The organism is Enterobacter cloacae complex sp. P40C2, from assembly GCF_014930695.1.
Classification (GTDB): domain Bacteria; phylum Pseudomonadota; class Gammaproteobacteria; order Enterobacterales; family Enterobacteriaceae; genus Enterobacter; species Enterobacter pasteurii.
Map to the genome: position 1 here is coordinate 228,611 of NZ_JADBRP010000006.1, position 20,185 is coordinate 248,795.

General features: G+C 55.7%; 19 protein-coding genes. 14 read left to right on the forward strand and 5 right to left on the reverse strand.

Annotated features, from left to right (window positions below; genetic code table 11):
- Positions 1-3: 3 nt before the first annotated feature.
- Both envC and gpmM read right to left on the reverse strand, forming a co-directional pair.
- Positions 4-1,263 (reverse strand): murein hydrolase activator EnvC, encoded by a 1,260-nt coding sequence (envC, locus tag IM304_RS13760; protein ID WP_242174457.1) that lies wholly within the window; start codon positions 1,261-1,263, stop codon positions 4-6.
- Between the two features lie 33 nt (positions 1,264-1,296).
- Entirely contained in the window at positions 1,297-2,841 is a 1,545-nt protein-coding gene (gene gpmM, locus IM304_RS13765) for a 2,3-bisphosphoglycerate-independent phosphoglycerate mutase (protein WP_193355357.1), read from the reverse strand.
- Between the two features lie 250 nt (positions 2,842-3,091).
- Here gpmM and IM304_RS13770 point away from each other — a divergent pair, with 250 nt between their 5' ends.
- The 5 genes from IM304_RS13770 (at position 3,092) to cysE (ending at position 6,202) form a co-directional block, all read left to right on the forward strand.
- Positions 3,092-3,523: a rhodanese-like domain-containing protein gene (locus tag IM304_RS13770; protein ID WP_003860840.1), complete on the forward strand. Its 432-nt coding sequence runs from the start codon at positions 3,092-3,094 to the stop codon at positions 3,521-3,523.
- 11 nt (positions 3,524-3,534) lie between these two features.
- Complete coding sequence (gene grxC, locus IM304_RS13775) at positions 3,535-3,786, forward strand: glutaredoxin 3 (protein WP_148421654.1); 252 nt, start codon at positions 3,535-3,537, stop codon at positions 3,784-3,786.
- A 32-nt stretch (positions 3,787-3,818) separates the two neighbouring features.
- A complete protein-coding gene (gene secB / locus IM304_RS13780) occupies positions 3,819-4,286 on the forward strand; it encodes a protein-export chaperone SecB (protein ID WP_003860835.1) in 468 nt (155 codons plus the stop codon).
- Positions 4,286-5,305 carry an NAD(P)H-dependent glycerol-3-phosphate dehydrogenase gene (gpsA, locus tag IM304_RS13785; protein WP_148421653.1) on the forward strand — a complete coding sequence of 340 codons (1,020 nt, stop codon included), beginning with the start codon at positions 4,286-4,288 and terminating at the stop codon, positions 5,303-5,305. The genes secB and gpsA overlap by 1 nt, the downstream gene beginning before the upstream one ends.
- Before the next feature lie 75 nt (positions 5,306-5,380).
- Positions 5,381-6,202, forward strand: a complete 822-nt coding sequence (gene cysE, locus IM304_RS13790) for a serine O-acetyltransferase (RefSeq protein WP_012908151.1) — start codon at positions 5,381-5,383, stop codon at positions 6,200-6,202.
- A 52-nt stretch (positions 6,203-6,254) separates the two neighbouring features.
- Here the strand turns inward: cysE and ppiC are convergent, their stop codons facing one another.
- A complete protein-coding gene (ppiC, locus tag IM304_RS13795) occupies positions 6,255-6,536 on the reverse strand; it encodes a peptidylprolyl isomerase PpiC (protein ID WP_006812396.1) in 282 nt (93 codons plus the stop codon).
- Between the two features lie 85 nt (positions 6,537-6,621).
- Here ppiC and rep point away from each other — a divergent pair, with 85 nt between their 5' ends.
- Complete coding sequence (rep, locus tag IM304_RS13800) at positions 6,622-8,646, forward strand: DNA helicase Rep (RefSeq protein ID WP_193355356.1); 2,025 nt, start codon at positions 6,622-6,624, stop codon at positions 8,644-8,646.
- A 42-nt stretch (positions 8,647-8,688) separates the two neighbouring features.
- Here rep and gppA read toward each other — a convergent pair whose 3' ends face one another.
- Both gppA and rhlB read right to left on the reverse strand, forming a co-directional pair.
- Entirely contained in the window at positions 8,689-10,173 is a 1,485-nt protein-coding gene (gppA, locus tag IM304_RS13805; protein WP_193355355.1) for a guanosine-5'-triphosphate,3'-diphosphate diphosphatase, read from the reverse strand.
- 6 nt (positions 10,174-10,179) lie between these two features.
- A complete protein-coding gene (gene rhlB / locus IM304_RS13810; protein ID WP_148421650.1) occupies positions 10,180-11,448 on the reverse strand; it encodes an ATP-dependent RNA helicase RhlB in 1,269 nt (422 codons plus the stop codon).
- A 144-nt stretch (positions 11,449-11,592) separates the two neighbouring features.
- On the opposite strand from rhlB, the gene trxA reads away from it, so the two are divergent.
- From trxA to rffA, 8 genes are all read left to right on the forward strand, one after another.
- A complete protein-coding gene (gene trxA / locus IM304_RS13815; RefSeq protein ID WP_006812392.1) occupies positions 11,593-11,922 on the forward strand; it encodes a thioredoxin TrxA in 330 nt (109 codons plus the stop codon).
- Positions 11,923-12,263: 341 nt separating this feature from the next.
- Positions 12,264-13,523: a transcription termination factor Rho gene (gene rho, locus IM304_RS13820; protein ID WP_001054528.1), complete on the forward strand. Its 1,260-nt coding sequence runs from the start codon at positions 12,264-12,266 to the stop codon at positions 13,521-13,523.
- A gap of 242 nt (positions 13,524-13,765) precedes the next feature.
- On the forward strand, positions 13,766-14,869 hold the full coding sequence (gene wecA / locus IM304_RS13825; protein ID WP_001050933.1) for a UDP-N-acetylglucosamine--undecaprenyl-phosphate N-acetylglucosaminephosphotransferase: 1,104 nt from the start codon (positions 13,766-13,768) through the stop codon (positions 14,867-14,869).
- A gap of 13 nt (positions 14,870-14,882) precedes the next feature.
- Positions 14,883-15,929 carry an ECA polysaccharide chain length modulation protein gene (gene wzzE, locus IM304_RS13830; protein ID WP_148421649.1) on the forward strand — a complete coding sequence of 349 codons (1,047 nt, stop codon included), beginning with the start codon at positions 14,883-14,885 and terminating at the stop codon, positions 15,927-15,929.
- Positions 15,930-15,985: 56 nt separating this feature from the next.
- Positions 15,986-17,116: a non-hydrolyzing UDP-N-acetylglucosamine 2-epimerase gene (wecB, locus tag IM304_RS13835; protein WP_176609020.1), complete on the forward strand. Its 1,131-nt coding sequence runs from the start codon at positions 15,986-15,988 to the stop codon at positions 17,114-17,116.
- Entirely contained in the window at positions 17,113-18,375 is a 1,263-nt protein-coding gene (gene wecC, locus IM304_RS13840) for a UDP-N-acetyl-D-mannosamine dehydrogenase (protein WP_193355354.1), read from the forward strand. The genes wecB and wecC overlap by 4 nt, the downstream gene beginning before the upstream one ends.
- Positions 18,372-19,049 carry a dTDP-4-amino-4,6-dideoxy-D-galactose acyltransferase gene (rffC, locus tag IM304_RS13845; protein ID WP_193355353.1) on the forward strand — a complete coding sequence of 226 codons (678 nt, stop codon included), beginning with the start codon at positions 18,372-18,374 and terminating at the stop codon, positions 19,047-19,049. Before wecC ends, rffC begins: the two co-directional genes overlap by 4 nt.
- Positions 19,050-19,053: 4 nt before the next feature.
- A complete protein-coding gene (rffA, locus tag IM304_RS13850; protein WP_193355352.1) occupies positions 19,054-20,184 on the forward strand; it encodes a dTDP-4-amino-4,6-dideoxygalactose transaminase in 1,131 nt (376 codons plus the stop codon).
- The last annotated feature ends 1 nt before the right edge of the window (position 20,185 follow it).

Sequence of the window (20,185 nt, forward strand, 5' to 3'; positions counted from 1 at the left end):
AACTTATCTTCCCAACCACGGCTGTGGATTGACCGCCTGACCCTGGCGACGAATTTCGAAATAGAGTGACGGGCGGCCCTGACCGCCACTGCTGCCCACAAGGGCAATGGGTTGGCCGGCGCGCACCTGAGTGCCGACGCTGACCAGCGCGCTCTGGTTGTAGCCGTAAAGGCTCATGTCGCCTTTACCGTGTTCAACCACCACCACAAGTCCGTAACCCTGCAGCCAGTCGGCCAGAATAACGCGACCATCGGCGATGGCTTTCACTTCGCTACCTTCAGACGCACCGATAACGATCCCCTTCCAACGTAGCTCACCCTGCAACTGTTCGCCATAGCGATGCAGAATCGTACCGCGAACGGGCCAGTAGGCCTGGCCACGAGGTGAACCGAGGCCGCCGGTACGCGACATCAGGGAACGTTCATTTTCAGTAGGCTTATAGGTGGTGCCTTTACGGGAGGCTTCCTGCTGCTTATTACGCACGGCCTGTGCTTCACGCGCCTCTTTTTCAGCGCGCGCTTTGGCCGCGGCTTCCGCACGGGCGATGCTGTTACGCAGCTTCGATTCGTTGGCGCGCATTTCGCTCAACTGGCTTTGTCCTGCCTGAATAGAGGACTCCAGTCCGGCGAGCGTCTTTTTACGTTCATTCCGTGCCTGCTCAAGCTTCGCCTGCTGGGCCTGCTGTTCGTAGAGCAGCGTCTGCTGCTGGCTCTGCTTCTCTTCCAGCTCGGCTTTTTGCATGGTGACCTCTTCGCGCGTCTGTTTGAGCTGCGCGATAGTCTCCTGACGCGCCTGGTTCAGGTAGCCAAAGTAGGCTTGCAGGCGCTGCCCGCGCTGGCTCTCTTCACCGCTGAGGATCAGCTGTAGGCCGGTGTGCTCACCCTGGCGGAAGGCGGCATCAAGCTGTGCAGCAAGGTTGCGCTCCTGTGCGTCACGCTGACGCTCCAGTTTCGCAATCGACGCGTTCATTTCATCGATTTGCTTATTGAGCTGAGCAAGGATGTTTTGCGTTTCACGCAGCTTACGCGCGGCGGCGGAGATGGCCTCTTCCTGCTTTTTAAGCTGGGCAAGCAGGGCTGAACGCTGCTGCTGCTGCTGGCGTACGGCGCGCTCTTTAGCGGCGATATCAGCCTGAATGGATTTAAGCTGGTCGCGGTCATCCGCGTGGGCGGATGCGGCGCACAGCAATACGCCAGCGCTGAGTGCGCTGGCGTAAAGCAGAGGTCTGACTGATAACCTAAGCGGCTTCACGACCCATGTGATTGAAAAAATCGCCTTTCCCCTCATGGGGAGCGATTATTCCACGATGAACAGCGGCTTGCCAGTCATCTCTTTAGGGATTTCCATACCCATCAGCGACAACATGGTTGGCGCGATGTCGGAAAGCTTGCCGCCTTCCACTGCTTTTACTGATTTATCACCTACATAAATCAGCGGAACAGGCAGGTTGGTATGTGCGGTATGCGCCTGTCCCGTTGCCGGATCGCGCATCTGTTCCGCGTTGCCGTGGTCGGCGGTGATCAGCAGCTGGCCACCTACGGATTCGACCGCTTTCGCAACCTGCTCAACGCAGCGATCCAGCGCTTCAACCGCTTTCACCGCGGCTTCCATCACGCCGGTGTGGCCTACCATATCGCCATTCGGGTAGTTACAAATGATGGTGTCGTATTTACCGCTTTCGATCGCGGCCACCAGTTTTTCGGTCAGCTCCGCGGAGCTCATCTCCGGCTGCAGATCGTACGTCGCAACTTTCGGTGAGTTAATCAGAATGCGGTCTTCGCCTTTGAACGGCTCTTCCACGCCACCGTTAAAGAAGAAGGTCACGTGTGCATACTTTTCAGTTTCAGAAATACGCAGCTGGGTTTTATCGTTTTTCGCCATCCACTCACCGAAGGTATTTTCCAGCGACGCGGGCGGATAAGCGCAAGGGGCTTTGATATCCGCTGCGTACTCGGTCAGCTGGATGAAATCGATCTTCACCACCTTCTTACGGGCGAAACCGTCGAAATCGGCGTTGACGAAGGCGCGGGTGATTTCACGCGCGCGGTCAGCACGGAAGTTCATGAAGATCAGCGCATCGCCATCTTCCATGGCGGCATCGGCCTGGCCTTCAGCGCGAATAACGGTCGCCTTCACGAACTCGTCGTTTTCATCGCGCGCGTAAGCGGCTTCCAGGCCTTCAACGGCGGTCGCGTACTGGAACTCGCCTTTTGCCAGGGTCAGCAGGTCATAGGCCTGCTCTACGCGATCCCAGCGGTTGTCGCGGTCCATGGCATAGTAACGGCCAATGATGGACGCCACGCGGCCTTTGCCCAGCGCGGCGAATTTGTTTTCAAACGCTTCCAGAGAACCTTTAGCGCTGCGCGGAGGCGTATCACGGCCATCCAGGAACGCGTGCAGATAGATTTTTTCTGCACCGCGCTCGGCGGCCAGCTCTACCATCGCCATGATGTGATCTTCGTGGCTGTGAACGCCGCCCGCAGAGAGCAGGCCCATAATGTGAACGGCTTTACCTGCGGCAACGGCTTTATCAACCGCCCCGGTGAGCGTTGGGTTGGCAAAGAAGGTACGTTCTTTGATTTCAACGTCCAGACGCGTCAGGTCCTGATAAACGATACGGCCCGCGCCAAGGTTAACGTGACCCACTTCAGAGTTACCCATCTGGCGATCTGGCAGACCCACTTCCAGGCCAGACGCATCAATCAGCGTGTGGGGACGTTTTGCCCATAGCGCATCCATAACCGGGGTTTTGGCGTTGAAAATGGCATTATCCTGTTGATCTTCACGGTAGCCATAGCCATCCAGAATCACCAGTACCATAGGTTTTTTAGACACCGACATTGCGACAACCTCATGCTCAAGAGACAAAAATTTTGCGTAATTTTACTACAGCTGAATCGATAAAATAGCCGCAGAAGATCAAAGAAAGCGTGGAGGCAATGCTGTTCTCTGGACATTTTGAGGCTTTTTTTTACGTGGCATGCCGCAGAAAATAGATTAGCTTTATGTCGCTGGCTGTATTTGCCACAACGCACAGGTATACTCCTGTCCTGGTTTTTTTTAATCACTACGTCGGGAGTAGTTACCCCCCATGCAAGAAATTATGCAATTCGTTAGCCGCCATCCGGTCCTGAGCATCGCGTGGATTGGCCTGCTGGTCGCTGTACTGTTCACCACATTTAAGGGACTGACGTCTAAAATTAAGGTGATCACCCGCGGTGAAGCGACTCGTCTGATCAACAAAGAGGACGCCGTTGTGGTTGATCTGCGTCAGCGCGACGATTTCCGTAAGGGCCACATTGCAGGTGCTATCAACCTGCTGCCTGCGGAAATCAAAGCAAACAACATTGGTGAGCTGGAGAAGCATAAAGCCCAGCCGATTATCGTTGTTGACGGCACCGGCATGCAGGCGCAGGAATCTGCCAACGCACTGCATAAAGCAGGTTTTGAAAACGTAACGGTACTGAAAGAAGGCATTTCCGGCTGGAGCGGGGAGAATCTTCCTTTAGTGCGCGGCAAATAAGGAGTTAAGTGATGGCCAATATTGAGATCTACACCAAAGCAACGTGCCCGTTCTGCCACCGGGCGAAAGCGCTGCTGACCAGCAAAGGCGTAACGTTCAAGGAACTGCCGATCGATGGTGACGCGATTAAACGCGAAGAGATGATCCAACGCAGTGGCCGCACGACGGTTCCACAGATTTTTATTGATGCGCAGCACATTGGCGGCTGTGATGACTTGTATGCGCTCGACGCGCGTGGTGGACTCGATCCGCTGCTGCGCTAAGAGACTTTAGGACAATTAAAAAGGGTTTTTCCATGTCAGAACAAAACAACACCGAAATGACTTTCCAGATCCAGCGCATCTACACTAAGGATGTCTCTTTCGAAGCGCCAAATGCGCCGCACGTTTTCCAGAAAGACTGGCAGCCAGAGGTTAAACTTGATCTGGATACCGCATCCACCCAGCTGGCGGATGACGTGTATGAAGTCGTACTGCGTGTAACCGTAACCGCTTCTCTGGGCGAAGAAACTGCATTCCTGTGCGAAGTACAGCAGGGCGGCATCTTCTCCATCGGCGGTATTGAAGGCAACCAGATGGCGCATTGCCTGGGTGCATACTGCCCGAACATCCTGTTCCCGTATGCACGTGAATGCATCACCAGCCTGGTTTCTCGCGGTACGTTCCCACAGCTGAACCTTGCGCCAGTGAACTTTGATGCGCTGTTCATGAACTACCTGCAACAGCAGGCTGGCGAAGGTGCCGAACAACATCAGGATGCCTGATGAGCACTGTTAATGCGTCAATGACTGTGATCGGTGCCGGCTCTTACGGCACCGCTCTTGCCATCACGCTGGCAAGAAATGGTCACGACGTGGTCCTGTGGGGCCACGATCCAAAACATATCGCGACGTTGCAACACGACCGCTGCAACGTGGCGTTTCTCCCGGACGTTCCGTTCCCTGATTCCCTGCATCTGGAAAGCGACCTTGCGACCGCGCTGGCCGCCAGCCGCAATATTCTGATTGTGGTGCCGAGCCATGTGTTTGGCGAAGTGCTGCGTCAGATTAAGCCGCTGATGCGTGCGGATGCGCGCGTAGTGTGGGCGACGAAGGGACTGGAAGCCGAAACCGGACGTCTGTTGCAGGACGTTGCCCGCGAAGCGCTGGGTACGGAGATCCCCCTGGCGGTGATCTCCGGGCCGACCTTTGCCAAAGAGCTGGCTGCTGGCCTGCCGACAGCGATTTCGCTGGCATCCACCGACCAGGCCTTCTCCGACGATCTCCAGCAGCTGCTGCACTGCGGCAAGAGCTTCCGCGTGTACAGTAACCCCGATTTTATCGGCGTGCAGCTGGGCGGTGCGGTGAAGAACGTCATTGCTATTGGCGCCGGGATGTCCGACGGCATCGGTTTCGGCGCGAATGCGCGTACGGCGCTGATCACCCGCGGGCTGACCGAAATGTCCCGCCTTGGCGAAGCGCTGGGTGCCGATCCGGCCACCTTTATGGGGATGGCGGGCCTGGGCGACCTGGTGCTGACCTGCACCGACAACCAGTCGCGTAACCGCCGCTTTGGCATGATGCTCGGACAGGGCAGCGATGTTAAAAGCGCGCAGGAGAAGATTGGTCAGGTGGTTGAAGGCTATCGCAATACCAAAGAAGTTCGCGAATTGGCGCACCGTTTTGGTGTCGAAATGCCAATAACCGAGGAAATTTATCAGGTATTGTATTGCGGAAAAAATGCGCGCGAGGCAGCATTGACCTTATTAGGTCGTGCGCGCAAGGACGAGCGCAGCAGCAATTAGCCGGGAAATATCGTCACCTGAATGACCCAGCCAGCGCAGAACTGGCTGGTCATTAACTATCGTCTGGAGCAAGCAATGCCGTGTGAAGAACTGGATATCGTCTGGAACAATATTAAAGCCGAAGCGCGAGCTTTGGCAGACTGTGAGCCTATGCTGGCCAGTTTCTATCACGCGACGCTACTCAAGCACGAAAATCTCGGCAGCGCCCTGAGCTATATGCTTGCCAATAAGCTGGCTTCCCCTATCATGCCTGCTATCGCTATCCGCGAAGTGGTGGAAGAAGCCTACGCCGCAGATCCGGAGATGATCGCCTCTGCCGCCTGTGATATCCAGGCCGTGCGCACGCGTGACCCGGCCGTCGATAAATATTCCACGCCGCTGCTGTATCTTAAAGGCTTTCACGCCTTACAGGCGTACCGCATCGGTCACTGGTTATGGAAAGAGGGCCGCCGCGCGCTGGCTATCTTCCTTCAAAACCAGGTCTCCGTGACCTTCCAGGTGGATATCCATCCGGCGGCTAAGATTGGTCGCGGGATCATGCTCGATCACGCCACCGGCATTGTCGTCGGGGAAACGGCGGTGATTGAGGATGACGTGTCGATCCTGCAATCCGTTACGCTGGGCGGTACCGGTAAAACCAGCGGCGATCGCCATCCGAAAATTCGTGAAGGGGTGATGATTGGCGCAGGCGCTAAAATCCTGGGCAATATCGAAGTCGGACGCGGAGCGAAGATTGGCGCGGGGTCGGTTGTGCTACAGCCGGTACCGCCGCATACCACTGCCGCTGGCGTTCCGGCGCGCATCGTCGGTAAGCCAGACAGCGATAAACCGTCGATGGATATGGATCAGCACTTCAACGGGATCCACCACACCTTCGAATACGGCGATGGAATTTAAGCGCCGGCAATCCTGAAAAAAAGCCCGGTGAGTGAATGCACCGGGCTTTGGATTAGTTGCGGTATAACACTTTGATAATGTGATATCCGAACTGCGTGTGCAGCGGGCCGGTTGGCTCCAGCACCGGGCAGGAGAAGACCACTTTATCAAATGCCGGAACCATCTGGCCCTGGCGGAACTCGCCTAAATCACCACCGCGTTTGCCTGACGGGCAAATAGAGTGCTTCTTCGCCAGCTTGCCGAAGTCGGCGCCGTTTTTGATCTGCTCCAGAAGATCCTGTGCCAGTTTCTCTTCTTTAACAAGGATATGCAGTGCTGCTGCTGTTTTTGCCATGATCGTGCCTTGAGTCGACTAGTTTACGATCGGTATACTACCACGCGTTTTTCCTCCTCTCCCTACTTTCATTGAGCGATCGTTTATGCGTTTAAACCCCGGACAACAACAAGCTGTCGAATTCGTCACCGGACCATGCCTGGTGCTGGCGGGGGCGGGATCCGGTAAAACACGCGTGATCACCAACAAAATCGCCCATCTGATTCGCGGCTGCGGATACCAGGCGCGCCATATCGCGGCGGTCACCTTTACCAACAAAGCGGCGCGCGAAATGAAAGAGCGCGTGGGCCAGACGCTGGGCCGTAAAGAGGCGCGCGGGCTGATGATCTCCACCTTCCACACGCTGGGTCTGGATATCATCAAGCGTGAATACGCGGCGCTGGGGATGAAGTCCAACTTTTCGTTATTCGATGACACTGACCAGGTGGCGCTGCTTAAAGAGCTGACGGAAGGGCTGATTGAGGACGACAAGGTTCTGCTGCAACAGCTGATCTCGACGATCTCCAACTGGAAAAACGATCTGATGACGCCAGCCCAGGCGGCGGCGAGCGCCAAAGGCGAGCGCGATCGCATTTTCGCCCACTGCTACGGGCTGTACGACGCGCATATGAAAGCGTGTAACGTGCTGGATTTCGACGATCTGATCCTGCTGCCGACGCTGCTGCTCCAGCGTAACGAAGAGGTGCGCGAGCGCTGGCAGAACAAAATCCGCTACCTGCTGGTGGATGAATATCAGGATACCAACACCAGCCAGTACGAGCTGGTTAAGCTGCTGGTAGGACAGCGGGCTCGCTTTACCGTCGTAGGCGACGACGACCAGTCCATTTACTCCTGGCGCGGCGCGCGTCCGCAAAACCTGGTGCTGCTGAGCAAAGACTTTCCGGCGTTGCAGGTGATTAAACTGGAGCAGAACTACCGTTCCTCCGGACGCATTCTGAAGGCGGCGAACATCCTGATTGCCAATAACCCGCACGTGTTTGAGAAGCGTCTGTTTTCCGAGCTGGGCTACGGTACCGAACTGAAAGTGCTTAGCGCCAATAACGAAGAGCACGAAGCGGAGCGCGTAACGGGGGAGCTGATTGCCCACCACTTCGTCAACAAAACCGAATACAAGGATTATGCGATCCTCTATCGCGGTAACCACCAGTCCCGCGTCTTTGAAAAGATGCTGATGCAGAACCGCATTCCGTACAAAATTTCTGGCGGCACGTCGTTCTTCTCACGTCCTGAAATCAAGGATCTGCTGGCCTATCTGCGCGTGCTGACGAATCCGGACGACGACAGCGCCTTTCTGCGTATCGTGAACACGCCGAAGCGCGAGATTGGCCCTGCGACGCTGCAAAAGCTGGGCGAATGGGCGATGACCCGCAACAAGAGCCTGTTTACCGCCAGCTTCGACATGGGGCTGAGCCAGACCCTGACCGGGCGCGGTTATGACTCCTTGACCCGCTTCACCCACTGGCTGGGTGAGGTGCAGCGCCTGGCCGAGCGCGAGCCCGTGGCGGCGGTACGCGATCTGATCCACGGCATTGACTATGAATCCTGGCTGTACGAAACCTCCGCCAGCCCGAAAGCGGCAGAGATGCGTATGAAAAACGTTAACCAGCTCTTCAGCTGGATGACCGAAATGCTGGAGGGTTCTGAGATAGACGAGCCAATGACCCTGACGCAGGTGGTCACCCGCTTCACGCTGCGCGATATGATGGAGCGCGGCGAAACTGAAGAAGAGGCCGATCAGGTTCAGCTGATGACGCTGCATGCGTCGAAAGGGCTGGAGTTCCCGTATGTCTATCTGGTGGGTATGGAAGAGGGGTTACTGCCGCACCAGAGCAGCATCGATGAAGATAACGTCGACGAAGAGCGCCGTCTGGCCTACGTGGGGATCACCCGTGCGCAGAAAGAGCTGACGTTCACGCTGTGCAAAGAGCGCCGCCAGTACGGCGAGCTGGTGCGCCCGGAGCCGAGCCGTTTCCTGCTGGAGTTGCCGCAGGACGATCTTATCTGGGAGCAGGAACGCAAAGTCATTACCGCTGAAGAGCGCATGCACAAAGGCCAGGCAAACGTGGCAAACATACGCGCGATGCTGGCAAAAGCCAAAGAGAAAGGATAATTTTTGCAGGCCGGGTAAGCGCACCCGGCACTGTACGGACGATTACTTCACCTCAAGCGCCCAGTGCACATAGCTTTGCCACTGGAACTCCTGCTCAACCAGTTCTGCGCCAAGCGGGTGATCTTCAAGCCAGTTTTTTGGCAGCGTCAGCGTCAGTTTCTCGTCGTCTGCCTCCAGCGTAATGTCCGGCAGCAAATCATCGCGACGGCGGCTGGCAAACAGAATGGCCAGGCGCAGCAGGCGGCAAAGATGCTCTGCCACGCGCGGGGGCACAGCGTTCTGCTGATGAAGCGAAGAGAGATCGACGGCGTTGGTCTGGTTCAGCAACAGGGTGGCCAGCAGCTTCTTCTGCGCGGGCGTAAAGCCCGGCAAATCGAGATTGCGCACCAGCCAGGCCGCGTGCAGCGGCGCCTGCTTGTACTCCACGCTCAAACCAATTTCATGTAACGCGCAGGCGCTAAGCAGCAGATCGCGGCTTAAAGGTTCAATATCCCAGCTTTTCTTTACCTGATCGGCAAACAATGAGGCCAGCTGGCTCACCCGCTGCGCCTGGTCGGTATCGACGATAAAGCGGCGCTGAACGTTACGCAGCGTGCGGCTACGGATGTCCTGATCGACAGACTGGTGCAGCATTCCGTAAACCAGACCTTCGCGCAGCGCGCCGCCTGCAAGCGTCATACACTGGATATTGAGCTCGGTGAAAATGGCGATCAGAATGGCGAGCCCGCTTGGGAAAACCAGCGCGCGTTCGAGCGTCAGCCCCTCAATTTCAAGCTCTTCCAGGCGACCACACTGGATGGCGCGCTGTTTCAGCTGCTGGAGCTTGGCAAGCGTGATCCGCTCGTCCATCCCCTGCGCCATCATGATCTCCTGCAACGCCTGTACGGTTCCGGATGCCCCTACGCAGACTTTCCAGCCGTGATAGCGCAGTTCGTCCATGACCGGGCGCAGCACTTCACGTGCAGCGTTTTCCGCTTCATCGAAGTTTTCTTTCGCCAGGTTGCGGTCGGTAAAGTAACGCTCCAGCCAGGTCACGCAGCCCATCGACAGGCTGAAAAGCGACGTCGCCTGTGCGCCCGTGCCGGTCACCAGTTCGGTGCTGGCACCGCCAATATCCACGACCAGACGGCGATCGTCGCCGCCGGTAGTGTGCGCTACACCCTGATAGATCAGGCGCGCTTCTTCTTCACCGCTGATGACCTGCACCGGGCAGCCCAGAATGTCCTGCGCTCTGGCTATGAAATCGCCAGCGTTAACCGCCAGACGAAGGGTTGCCGTGGCAACAACGCGAATTTGACTGAGGGGGATATCCTGCAGACGTTCGGCAAACAGACGCAGGCACTGCCAGCCACGTTCCATGGCTTCAGGAGAGAGGTGGTTATCGCTGCTCAGGCCCGCCGCGAGGCGGACCTTGCGCTTGATGCGCGTCAGCGTTTGTATGCTTCCTGCCACCTCGCGCACAACCAGCATATGAAAGCTATTCGAACCGAGATCGATTGCCGCATAAAGCGAGGTGGAGCTGAGCATATTTTCTTAACCTGAACGACGACGATTACGCGGTGCGCCGCCGGAACGACGCGGGCCATTGCCGGAGCGCGGGCGGGTCAGGCGCTTAGGCGGCGGCAGCTCGCTTAACAGCGCGTCCGGGTTGTATTTGCTCTGCGGAATAGAGTGACCGATATAGGTCTCAATGGCCGGAAGATTCAGCGCATACTCTTCACACGCGAGGCTAATAGAGTGACCGCTTGCGCCCGCACGACCGGTACGACCGATACGGTGTACATAGTCTTCGCAGTCATCTGGCAGGTCGTAGTTAAAGACGTGCGTCACGGCTGGAATATGCAGGCCACGGGCCGCCACGTCGGTTGCGACCAGAATATCGAGGTCGCCGCGGGTAAATTCTTCGAGAATACGCAGGCGTTTTTTCTGCGCAACGTCGCCGGTCAGCAGGCCTACGCGGTGACCATCTGCCGCCAGGTGGCCCCAGATATCTTCACAGCGGTGCTTGGTGTTCGCAAAGATAATGGCGCGATCCGGCCACTCTTCTTCGATCAGCGTTTGCAGCAGGCGCATTTTCTCTTCATTAGATGGATAGAAGAGCTCTTCTTTAATGCGGTGACCGGTTTTCTGCTCCGGTTCCACTTCTACATATTCGGCGTTGTTCATCTGCTCGAATGCGAGTTCACGCACGCGGTATGACAGGGTTGCAGAGAACAGCATGTTCAGACGCTGGTCTGCGGCAGGCATACGGCGGAACAGCCAGCGGATGTCTTTGATGAAGCCCAGATCGTACATGCGGTCTGCTTCATCCAACACCACCACCTGGATTGCGCCGAGGTTGATATGGTTCTGTTTGGCGTAGTCGATAAGACGGCCAGTGGTCCCAATCAGGATATCCACGCCGCTTTCCAGCACCTTCAGCTGCTTATCGTAGCCGTCCCCGCCATAGGCCAGGCCGAGTTTCAGGCCGGTGGCTTGCGCCAGAGGCTCAGCGTCTGCGTGGATCTGTACCGCCAGTTCTCGCGTCGGGGCCATAATTAGCGCGCGCGGCTGGTTAACTTTGCGGTCTGCAATCGCCGGATGAGAAAGTAAATAATGAAACGTTGACGTTAAAAACGCCATCGTTTTGCCGGTACCGGTTTGCGCCTGCCCTGCAACGTCGCGACCGGCCAGCGTCAGCGGCAGGGCGAGAGCCTGAATGGGCGTGCAGTTATGAAACCCTTTTGTTTCAAGGGCTTCGATCACCTTCGGGTGCAGGGCGAAGTCGGAAAACTTCTGTTCTGTTAAATGTGTTTTGCTCATAGTGTGGTAGAATATCAGCTTACTATTGCTTTACGAAAGCGTATCCGGTGAAATAAAGTCAACCTTTAGTTGGTTAATGCGACATCAACACGTCGTTGGTGGAGATAAAACCAACGTACCAGGCTTATTCCTGTGGAGTTATATATGAGCGATAAAATTATTCACCTGACTGACGACAGTTTTGACACGGACGTACTTAAAGCTGACGGGCTGATCCTCGTTGATTTCTGGGCTGAATGGTGTGGTCCTTGCAAAATGATCGCTCCGATTCTGGATGAAATCGCTGACGAATATCAGGGCAAACTGACCGTTGCCAAGCTGAACATCGACCAGAACCCGGGCACCGCGCCAAAATACGGTATCCGTGGCATTCCGACCCTGCTGCTGTTCAAAAACGGCGACGTGGCGGCGACCAAAGTGGGCGCACTGTCCAAAGGTCAACTGAAAGAGTTCCTGGACGCTAACCTGGCGTAAGGTTTCTCAGCCGAGCGTCCAGATCGCCTAATTAATGGTGAACTCTGGACGCCCGGCTTTAGTCGTGCTAAGTTAGCTATGACTACGTTTTAAACATATCTTGTTGTTTGAATCTTGTTTTACCCGATACTTCCCGTTGTTAACATAAACAGTGCGTGAAGTTGCTAGATTCCGGGCTTGTCACTCAATCCGTCTTGTCGTTTCAGTTCTGCGTTCTTTCCCTGTGACCAGACAGCGAACAGACATGAGGTGATGGCCGCTAAACAGGCATGGATGACCCTGCCATACCATTCACAACATTAAGTTCGAGAATCACCCCGAGTTTAAGAACCCACACCATTATGAATCTTACCGAATTAAAGAATACGCCGGTTTCTGAGCTGATCACTCTCGGCGAAAATATGGGACTGGAAAACCAGGCTCGTATGCGCAAGCAGGACATCATTTTCGCCATCCTGAAGCAGCACGCTAAGAGTGGCGAAGATATCTTTGGCGACGGTGTGCTGGAGATATTGCAAGACGGATTTGGTTTCCTCCGCTCTGCAGACAGCTCCTACCTCGCCGGCCCTGACGACATCTACGTATCCCCTAGCCAAATCCGCCGTTTCAACCTCCGCACTGGTGACACCATTTCAGGTAAGATTCGTCCTCCAAAAGAGGGTGAACGCTACTTTGCGCTGTTGAAGGTTAACGAAGTTAACTACGACAAACCGGAAAACTCGCGCAATAAGATCCTGTTCGAGAACTTAACGCCGCTGCACGCGAACTCTCGCCTGCGCATGGAGCGTGGTAACGGCTCTACTGAAGACTTAACCGCTCGCGTTCTGGATCTGGCCTCGCCAATCGGTCGTGGTCAGCGTGGTCTGATTGTGGCACCGCCAAAAGCGGGTAAAACCATGCTGCTGCAAAACATCGCGCAGAGCATTGCCTACAACCACCCAGACTGCGTGCTGATGGTGCTGCTGATTGACGAACGTCCTGAAGAAGTGACCGAGATGCAGCGTCTGGTGAAAGGTGAAGTGGTTGCGTCTACCTTCGACGAACCGGCATCTCGCCACGTTCAGGTTGCCGAAATGGTTATCGAGAAGGCAAAACGCCTGGTTGAGCACAAAAAAGACGTGATCATCCTCCTCGACTCCATTACGCGTCTGGCGCGTGCCTACAACACCGTGGTGCCGGCTTCCGGTAAAGTACTGACCGGTGGCGTGGACGCCAACGCCCTGCATCGTCCGAAGCGTTTCTTCGGTGCGGCGCGTAACGTGGAAGAGGGCGGTAGCCTGACCATTATCGCGACGGCGCTGATCGATACGGGCTCCAAAATGGACGAAGTTATCTACGAAGAGTTTAAAGGGACAGGCAACATGGAGCTGCACCTTTCTCGTAAGATCGCAGAAAAACGCGTCTTCCCGGCTATCGACTACAACCGTTCCGGTACCCGTAAAGAAGAGCTGCTTACCACTCAGGAAGAGCTACAGAAAATGTGGATCCTGCGCAAAATCATTCACCCAATGGGTGAGATCGACGCCATGGAATTCCTCATTAACAAACTGGCGATGACCAAAACGAACGACGATTTCTTCGACATGATGAAACGCTCGTAACGCAAATAATCCCAGTAAACGCCACGTTTTTACGTGGCGTTTTTTATTTATGGACTATACGCTATTACCACACACTCCCAATTTTGACCGGTCGGTGCGACAATAAGCAGGTTTGTACAGTCAAAGAAATAATTGATTGAAAAATATACAAAGGGAGTTGTGAGAGGCCGTCTTTAATCCTTCTGAGGCAGAGGCTTCATGGTTATACTTCCGGGACTAACATTTGTTGAGAGCAATCCATTGTGAATCTACTCACTGCAGTAACTGAGCTGATCAGTATTTTTTTATTCACAACCTGTTTTTTGTTCATTGCGCGCAAGGTAGCAAAAAGAATTGGGTTAGTGGACAAACCGAATTTCCGTAAACGCCATCAGGGGCTTATTCCGCTGGTGGGTGGTATTTCGGTGTACGCAGGCATCTGTTTCACATTCGGGATCGCGGATTACTACATTCCTCATGCCGCGCTCTACCTGGCATGTGCAGGCGTGCTGGTGTTAGTCGGCGCCCTTGATGACCGTTTTGATATCAGCGTGAAGTTCCGCGCCACGGTACAGGCGGCTATCGGCATCATTATGATGGTGGTAGGCGGTCTCTATCTCAGAAGCCTGGGCTACGTGTTTGGTCCCTGGGAGCTTGTGCTTGGGCCATTCGGCTTCTTCCTGACGCTGTTTGCCGTCTGGGCCGCCATCAATGCCTTCAACATGGTTGACGGTATAGACGGCCTGCTCGGCGGGTTGTCCTCTGTTTCGTTTGGCGCTATCGGCATCATTTTATGGTTTGACGGCCAGTACAGCCTGTCAATGTGGTGCTTTGCCATGATTGCCGCCATCCTGCCTTACATCTGCCTCAACCTGGGTGTGTTAGGACGTCGCTATAAGGTCTTTATGGGCGATGCGGGCAGTACGCTGATTGGCTTTACGGTTATCTGGGTGCTGCTGGAGACCACTCAGGGTAAAACGCATCCTATTAGCCCGGTAACGGCGCTCTGGATTATTGCAATCCCGCTGATGGACATGGTTGCCATTATGTACCGCCGTCTGCGTAAAGGGATGAGCCCATTCTCCCCCGACCGTCAGCATATTCACCATCTGATTATGCGCGCCGGTTTCACGTCCCGTCAGGCATTTGTGCTGATTACGCTTGCGGCTGCCATTCTGGCTGCCATCGGCGTTGCTGCGGAATACGCACATTTCATTCCTGAATGGGTAATGTTGGTATTATTCTTGCTAGCATTTTTCATGTACGGTTACTGCATCAAGCGTGCATGGAAAGTCGCGCGTTTCATTAAACGTTTAAAACGCAGGATGCGTCGTAACAGTGGCAAAAACACAACATTAACTAAGTAAAACCGGGACTATGATGACTCAACCGTTGGCGGGAGCGAAATCAGTGGTAACTGAGAACGAGCTGGATATTCGTGGTTTGTTTCGAGTGCTTTGGCGAGGCAAGCTGTGGATTGTGGGGATCGCGTTGGGGTTCGCACTGTTGGCGCTAGCCTACACCTTCTTCGCAAAACAGGAGTGGAGCGCCACGGCGATCACGGACCGACCAACGGTAAATATGCTCGGAGGATACTACTCCCAGCAGCAGTTCCTGCGTAATCTTGATATCAAGGCCAATCTGGCGACCCCGGATCAGGCCTCGGTCATGGATGAATCCTACAAAGAGTTCGTGATGCAGCTGGCGTCATGGGATACGCGCCGTGATTTCTGGTCCCAGACGGACTACTACAAGCAGCGCATGGTCGGTAACAGCAAAGCGGATGCCGCGCTGCTGGATGATTTAATCAACAACATTCAGTTTATGCCTGGTGATGCGCTCCGTAATGTCAGCGACAGCGTAAAGCTGATCGCGGAAACGGCGCCGGATGCCAATAATCTTCTGCGTCAGTATGTCGCGTTTGCCAGCCAGCGCGCGGCGAGTCATCTGAATGACGAACTTAAAGGCGCCTGGGCTGCGCGTACTATCCAGATGAAAGCGCAGGTGAAACGTCAGGAAGAGGTCGCAAAAGCCATCTTCGCTCGACGCGTGCATAACATTGAGCAGGCGCTAAAAATTGCGGAACAGCACAATATTTCCCGTAGCGAAACGGATGTTCCCGCTGATGAACTCCCTGACTCAGAAATGTTCCTCCTTGGTCGTCCAATGCTTCAGGCCCGGCTGGAAAATATCCAGGCCGTTGGCCCTGATTTCGATCTTGATTACGACCAAAACCGCGCCATGCTCAACACGCTCAACGTCGGTCCAACGCTGGATCCGCGTTTTCAGACCTATCGTTATTTGAGAACGCCTGAAGAACCTGTAAAACGCGATAGTCCGCGTCGCGCATTCCTGATGATCATGTGGGGGATTGTGGGCGCACTGACTGGCGCTGGCGTGGCGTTAATGCGTCGCCGCACAAACTAAGAACGCCGTCTACGATGAAGGCTGCGGCCTTCATCGTCTAATCGAAGAGAATCGATGTGAAAGTACTAACCGTATTTGGCACCAGGCCGGAGGCCATTAAGATGGCGCCTCTGGTTCATGCGCTGGCCAGAGATCCTGATATTGAAGCGAAAGTCTGCGTGACTGCCCAGCACCGCGAGATGCTCGATCAGGTTTTAACCCTCTTTTCTATCGTCCCGGATTACGATCTAAATATTATGAAACCGGGGCAGGGACTGACGGAAATTACCTGCCGTATCTTGCAAGAGTTAAAGCCTATCCTTGAGTCGTTCAGGCCAGATGTGGTGCTGGTGCACGGCGACACCACCACCACCGTGGCGACCAGCCTGGCCGCGTTCTACCAGCGTATCCCTGTTGGCCATGTTGAAGCGGGTCTGCGTACCGGCAATCTTTATTCCCCGTGGCCGGAAGAGGCCAACCGCACGCTCACAGGCCACCTGGCGATGTACCATTTTGCGCCAACCGAAAACTCACGTCAGAACCTGCTGCGAGAAAACATCAGCGACAGCAAAATCTTTGTTACCGGCAATACGGTTATTGACGCGCTGATTTGGGTGCGTGACCGCGTGCTGGCTAACAGCGAGCTTCAGGCTGAACTTGCTGCACGCTATCCGTTCCTGAACAACGGCAAGAAAACGATTCTGGTAACGGGGCACCGCCGCGAAAGTTTTGGTCGTGGCTTTGAGCACATCTGCCATGCGCTGGCTGAAATCGCCGCGCAGAACGACGATGTGCAGATTGTCTATCCGGTGCACCTCAACCCTAACGTCAGCGAACCGGTCAACCGTATCCTGGGCCACGTGGAGAACGTGCTCCTCATTGAGCCGCAGGACTATATGCCGTTTGTCTGGCTGATGAACCACGCCTGGCTGATCCTGACCGATTCCGGCGGTATTCAGGAAGAAGCGCCTTCCCTCGGCAAACCGGTGCTGGTAATGCGTGAAACCACCGAACGTCCGGAAGCGGTGACTGCCGGTACGGTACGTCTGGTGGGAACGGATCCGCGTCGTATCGTCGAAGAGGTCACGCGCTTACTGCATGACGAAGAAGAGTATCAGGCGATGAGCCGGGCCCATAACCCGTACGGTGATGGCCAGGCTTGTGGTCGTATTTTGCACGCACTTAAACACAATCGGGTAACGCTATGAGTTTTACTACCATCTCTGTCGTTGGTCTTGGCTATATCGGGCTGCCTACCGCCGCGGCCTTTGCCTCTCGTCAAAAGCAGGTTGTCGGCGTTGATATCAACGCGCGCGCGGTGGAAACCATCAACCGTGGCGAAATTCATATCGTGGAGCCCGATCTCGATCGCGTGGTGAAAAAGGCGGTGGAAGGTGGCTTCCTGCGTGCCAGCACTACGCCGGTGGAAGCCGATGCGTACCTGATTGCTGTTCCCACCCCGTTTAAAGGCGATCATGAGCCAGACATGGCTTACGTCGAGGCGGCAGCAAAATCAATTGCGCCCGTGCTCAGGAAAGGCGCGCTGGTAATCCTTGAGTCCACTTCGCCTGTTGGGGCAACCGAGCAAATGGCGCAGTGGCTGGCCGAGGCGCGTCCCGACCTCAGCTTCCCGCAGCAGGCGGGAGAAGAGGCCGACATCAATATCGCCTACTGCCCTGAGCGCGTGCTGCCGGGCCAGGTGATGGTGGAACTGATTAAAAATGACCGCGTGATTGGCGGCATGACGCCAGTCTGCTCCGCGCGCGCCAGCGAGCTGTATAAGATCTTCCTTGAAGGCGAATGCGTGGTGACCAACTCCCGCACCGCCGAAATGTGCAAACTGACGGAAAACAGCTTCCGCGACGTCAACATTGCGTTTGCAAACGAGCTGTCGCTGATTTGCGCCGATCGGGGGATTAACGTCTGGGAACTGATTAGCCTTGCTAACCGCCATCCGCGCGTGAATATTCTTCAGCCGGGACCGGGCGTAGGCGGGCACTGTATTGCGGTCGACCCGTGGTTTATCGTAGCGCAAAACCCGGAACAGGCGCGCCTGATCCGTACCGCGCGCGAAGTGAACGACTACAAGCCTCAGTGGGTGCTTAATCAGGTTAAAGCCACGGTTGCCGATTGCCTGGCCGAGAGCGGCAAGCGCGCGAGCGAGCTGAAAATTGCCTGCTTTGGTCTGGCATTCAAACCGAATATTGACGATCTGCGCGAAAGCCCGGCGATGGCCATTGCCGAAACGATCGCCCACTGGCACAGCGGTGAAACGCTGGTGGTTGAGCCGAATATTCACGAGCTGCCGGCAAAACTTGCGGGTCACTGCACCCTTACCGCACTGGATAACGCGCTGGCGACGGCGGATGTGCTGGTGCTGCTGGTGGATCACAACGCGTTTAAAGCCGTTTCCGGTGATGCCGTATCCCAGAAGTATATTGTTGATACTAAAGGCGTGTGGCGTTGAGTACGCTCAACGGCGTGCTGGAATCGCTTGAGTGGGAAAGCGCATTTTTTTCCCGCCCTTCGGCGATAGTACGTTTGCGCGAGAATGCCCCCGCGTTGCAGGACGCAGACTTCAGCGCCTGGCAGCGCGTACAGGCGAAGATCCCGGCGGACCGCGCCGATCTGCTGGACGCGCTCCAGCAGCACGGATTCCGGCTGGTTGAAGGTGAGGTCGATCTCTCCATTAACGTGACCCTTCACGGCACCCCGGGCGCGGAAGTGGCATCAGAGCAGGACATTCCAGCGCTGCGCCAGATGGCGGCACGGGCCTTCGCTCAGAGCCGCTTTCGTGTTCCCTGGTATGGACCTGATGACAGCGGTCGTTTTTATGCCCAGTGGATTGAGAATGCGGTTAAAGGCACGTTTGACCACGTTTGTCTGGTGTTCCGCGCTGCGGAGGGGCAGATTCAGGGCTTTGTTTCGCTTCGCAAGCTCAACGAGCGCGAAGCGCGCATCGGTTTGTTAGCCGGTCGCGGCATGGGCGCGAAACTCATGCAGGCGGCGCTGCACTGGGCGCATCAACAACAGGTTTCGACGCTGCGGGTAGCGACCCAGATGGGCAACACCGCTGCGCTTAAACGTTATATCGCGAGTGGTGCCAGCATCAACGCCACCGCCTACTGGTTATACAGGTGACAAAATGATTCCATTTAACGCGCCTCCCGTCGTGGGCACTGAACTTGATTATATGCAGTCCGCTATGGGCAGCGGCAAGCTCTGCGGCGACGGCGGTTTTACCCGTCGCTGCCAGCAGTGGATGGAGCAACGTTTTCAGAGTGCTAAGGTACTGCTGACGCCGTCCTGCACCGCTTCGCTCGAAATGGCGGCGCTGCTGCTGGATATTCAGCCCGGCGATGAAGTGATTATGCCGAGCTACACCTTCGTCTCCACGGCAAACGCGTTCGTCCTGCGCGGCGCAAAAATTGTGTTTGTGGATATCCGTCCGGATACGATGAATATCGACGAAACGCTGATTGAAGCGGCGATCACCGACAAAACGCGGGCGATTGTCCCGGTGCATTACGCGGGCGTGGCCTGTGAAATGGACACCATCATGGCGATCGCCAAAAAGCACAACCTGTTCGTGGTGGAAGACGCCGCGCAGGGCGTGATGTCCACCTACAAAGGTCGCGCGCTGGGAACCATCGGCCATATCGGCTGCTTTAGCTTCCACGAAACCAAAAACTACACCGCAGGCGGTGAGGGTGGCGCGACGCTGATTAACGATCGTGCGCTGGTTGAGCGTGCGGAAGTGATCCGTGAAAAAGGGACTAACCGCAGCCAGTTCTTCCGTGGTCAGGTGGATAAATACACCTGGCGCGATATCGGCTCAAGCTACCTGATGGCAGATCTGCAGGCCGCGTACCTGTGGGCGCAGCTTGAAGCGGCAGAGCGTATCAATCTGCAACGCCTCTCCCTGTGGCAAACCTACTACGACGCGCTGCAGCCGCTGGCGAAAGCGGGGCGTATTGAGCTGCCGACCATTCCGGCAGACTGCGTCCACAATGCCCATATGTTCTACATCAAGCTGCGCGATAACGACGATCGCAGCAAGCTGATCGCCTGGCTGAAAGAGGCGGAAATTATGGCGGTATTCCACTATATCCCGCTGCACTCCAGCCCGGCTGGAGAAGCGTTTGGGACGTTTGCCGGTGAGGACCGCTACACCACCAAAGAGAGCGAACGCCTGCTCCGCCTGCCTCTGTTCTACAACCTCGCGCCGGTGAACCAGCGTACGGTAATCAATACGCTTCTGAGTTATTTCGGCTGAT

Bases quoted from the DNA above. Each gene is read 5' to 3' on its own strand.
- gpmM (WP_193355357.1), bottom strand. From the start codon at position 2,841: ATGTCGGTGTCTAAAAAACCTATGGTACTGGTGATTCTGGATGGCTAT.
- IM304_RS13770 (WP_003860840.1), top strand. From the start codon at position 3,092: ATGCAAGAAATTATGCAATTCGTTAGCCGCCATCCGGTCCTGAGCATC.
- grxC (WP_148421654.1), top strand. From the start codon at position 3,535: ATGGCCAATATTGAGATCTACACCAAAGCAACGTGCCCGTTCTGCCAC.
- secB (WP_003860835.1), top strand. From the start codon at position 3,819: ATGTCAGAACAAAACAACACCGAAATGACTTTCCAGATCCAGCGCATC.
- gpsA (WP_148421653.1), top strand. From the start codon at position 4,286: ATGAGCACTGTTAATGCGTCAATGACTGTGATCGGTGCCGGCTCTTAC.
- cysE (WP_012908151.1), top strand. From the start codon at position 5,381: ATGCCGTGTGAAGAACTGGATATCGTCTGGAACAATATTAAAGCCGAA.
- ppiC (WP_006812396.1), bottom strand. From the start codon at position 6,536: ATGGCAAAAACAGCAGCAGCACTGCATATCCTTGTTAAAGAAGAGAAA.
- rep (WP_193355356.1), top strand. From the start codon at position 6,622: ATGCGTTTAAACCCCGGACAACAACAAGCTGTCGAATTCGTCACCGGA.
- gppA (WP_193355355.1), bottom strand. From the start codon at position 10,173: ATGCTCAGCTCCACCTCGCTTTATGCGGCAATCGATCTCGGTTCGAAT.
- rhlB (WP_148421650.1), bottom strand. From the start codon at position 11,448: ATGAGCAAAACACATTTAACAGAACAGAAGTTTTCCGACTTCGCCCTG.
- trxA (WP_006812392.1), top strand. From the start codon at position 11,593: ATGAGCGATAAAATTATTCACCTGACTGACGACAGTTTTGACACGGAC.
- rho (WP_001054528.1), top strand. From the start codon at position 12,264: ATGAATCTTACCGAATTAAAGAATACGCCGGTTTCTGAGCTGATCACT.
- wzzE (WP_148421649.1), top strand. From the start codon at position 14,883: ATGACTCAACCGTTGGCGGGAGCGAAATCAGTGGTAACTGAGAACGAG.
- wecC (WP_193355354.1), top strand. From the start codon at position 17,113: ATGAGTTTTACTACCATCTCTGTCGTTGGTCTTGGCTATATCGGGCTG.
- rffA (WP_193355352.1), top strand. From the start codon at position 19,054: ATGATTCCATTTAACGCGCCTCCCGTCGTGGGCACTGAACTTGATTAT.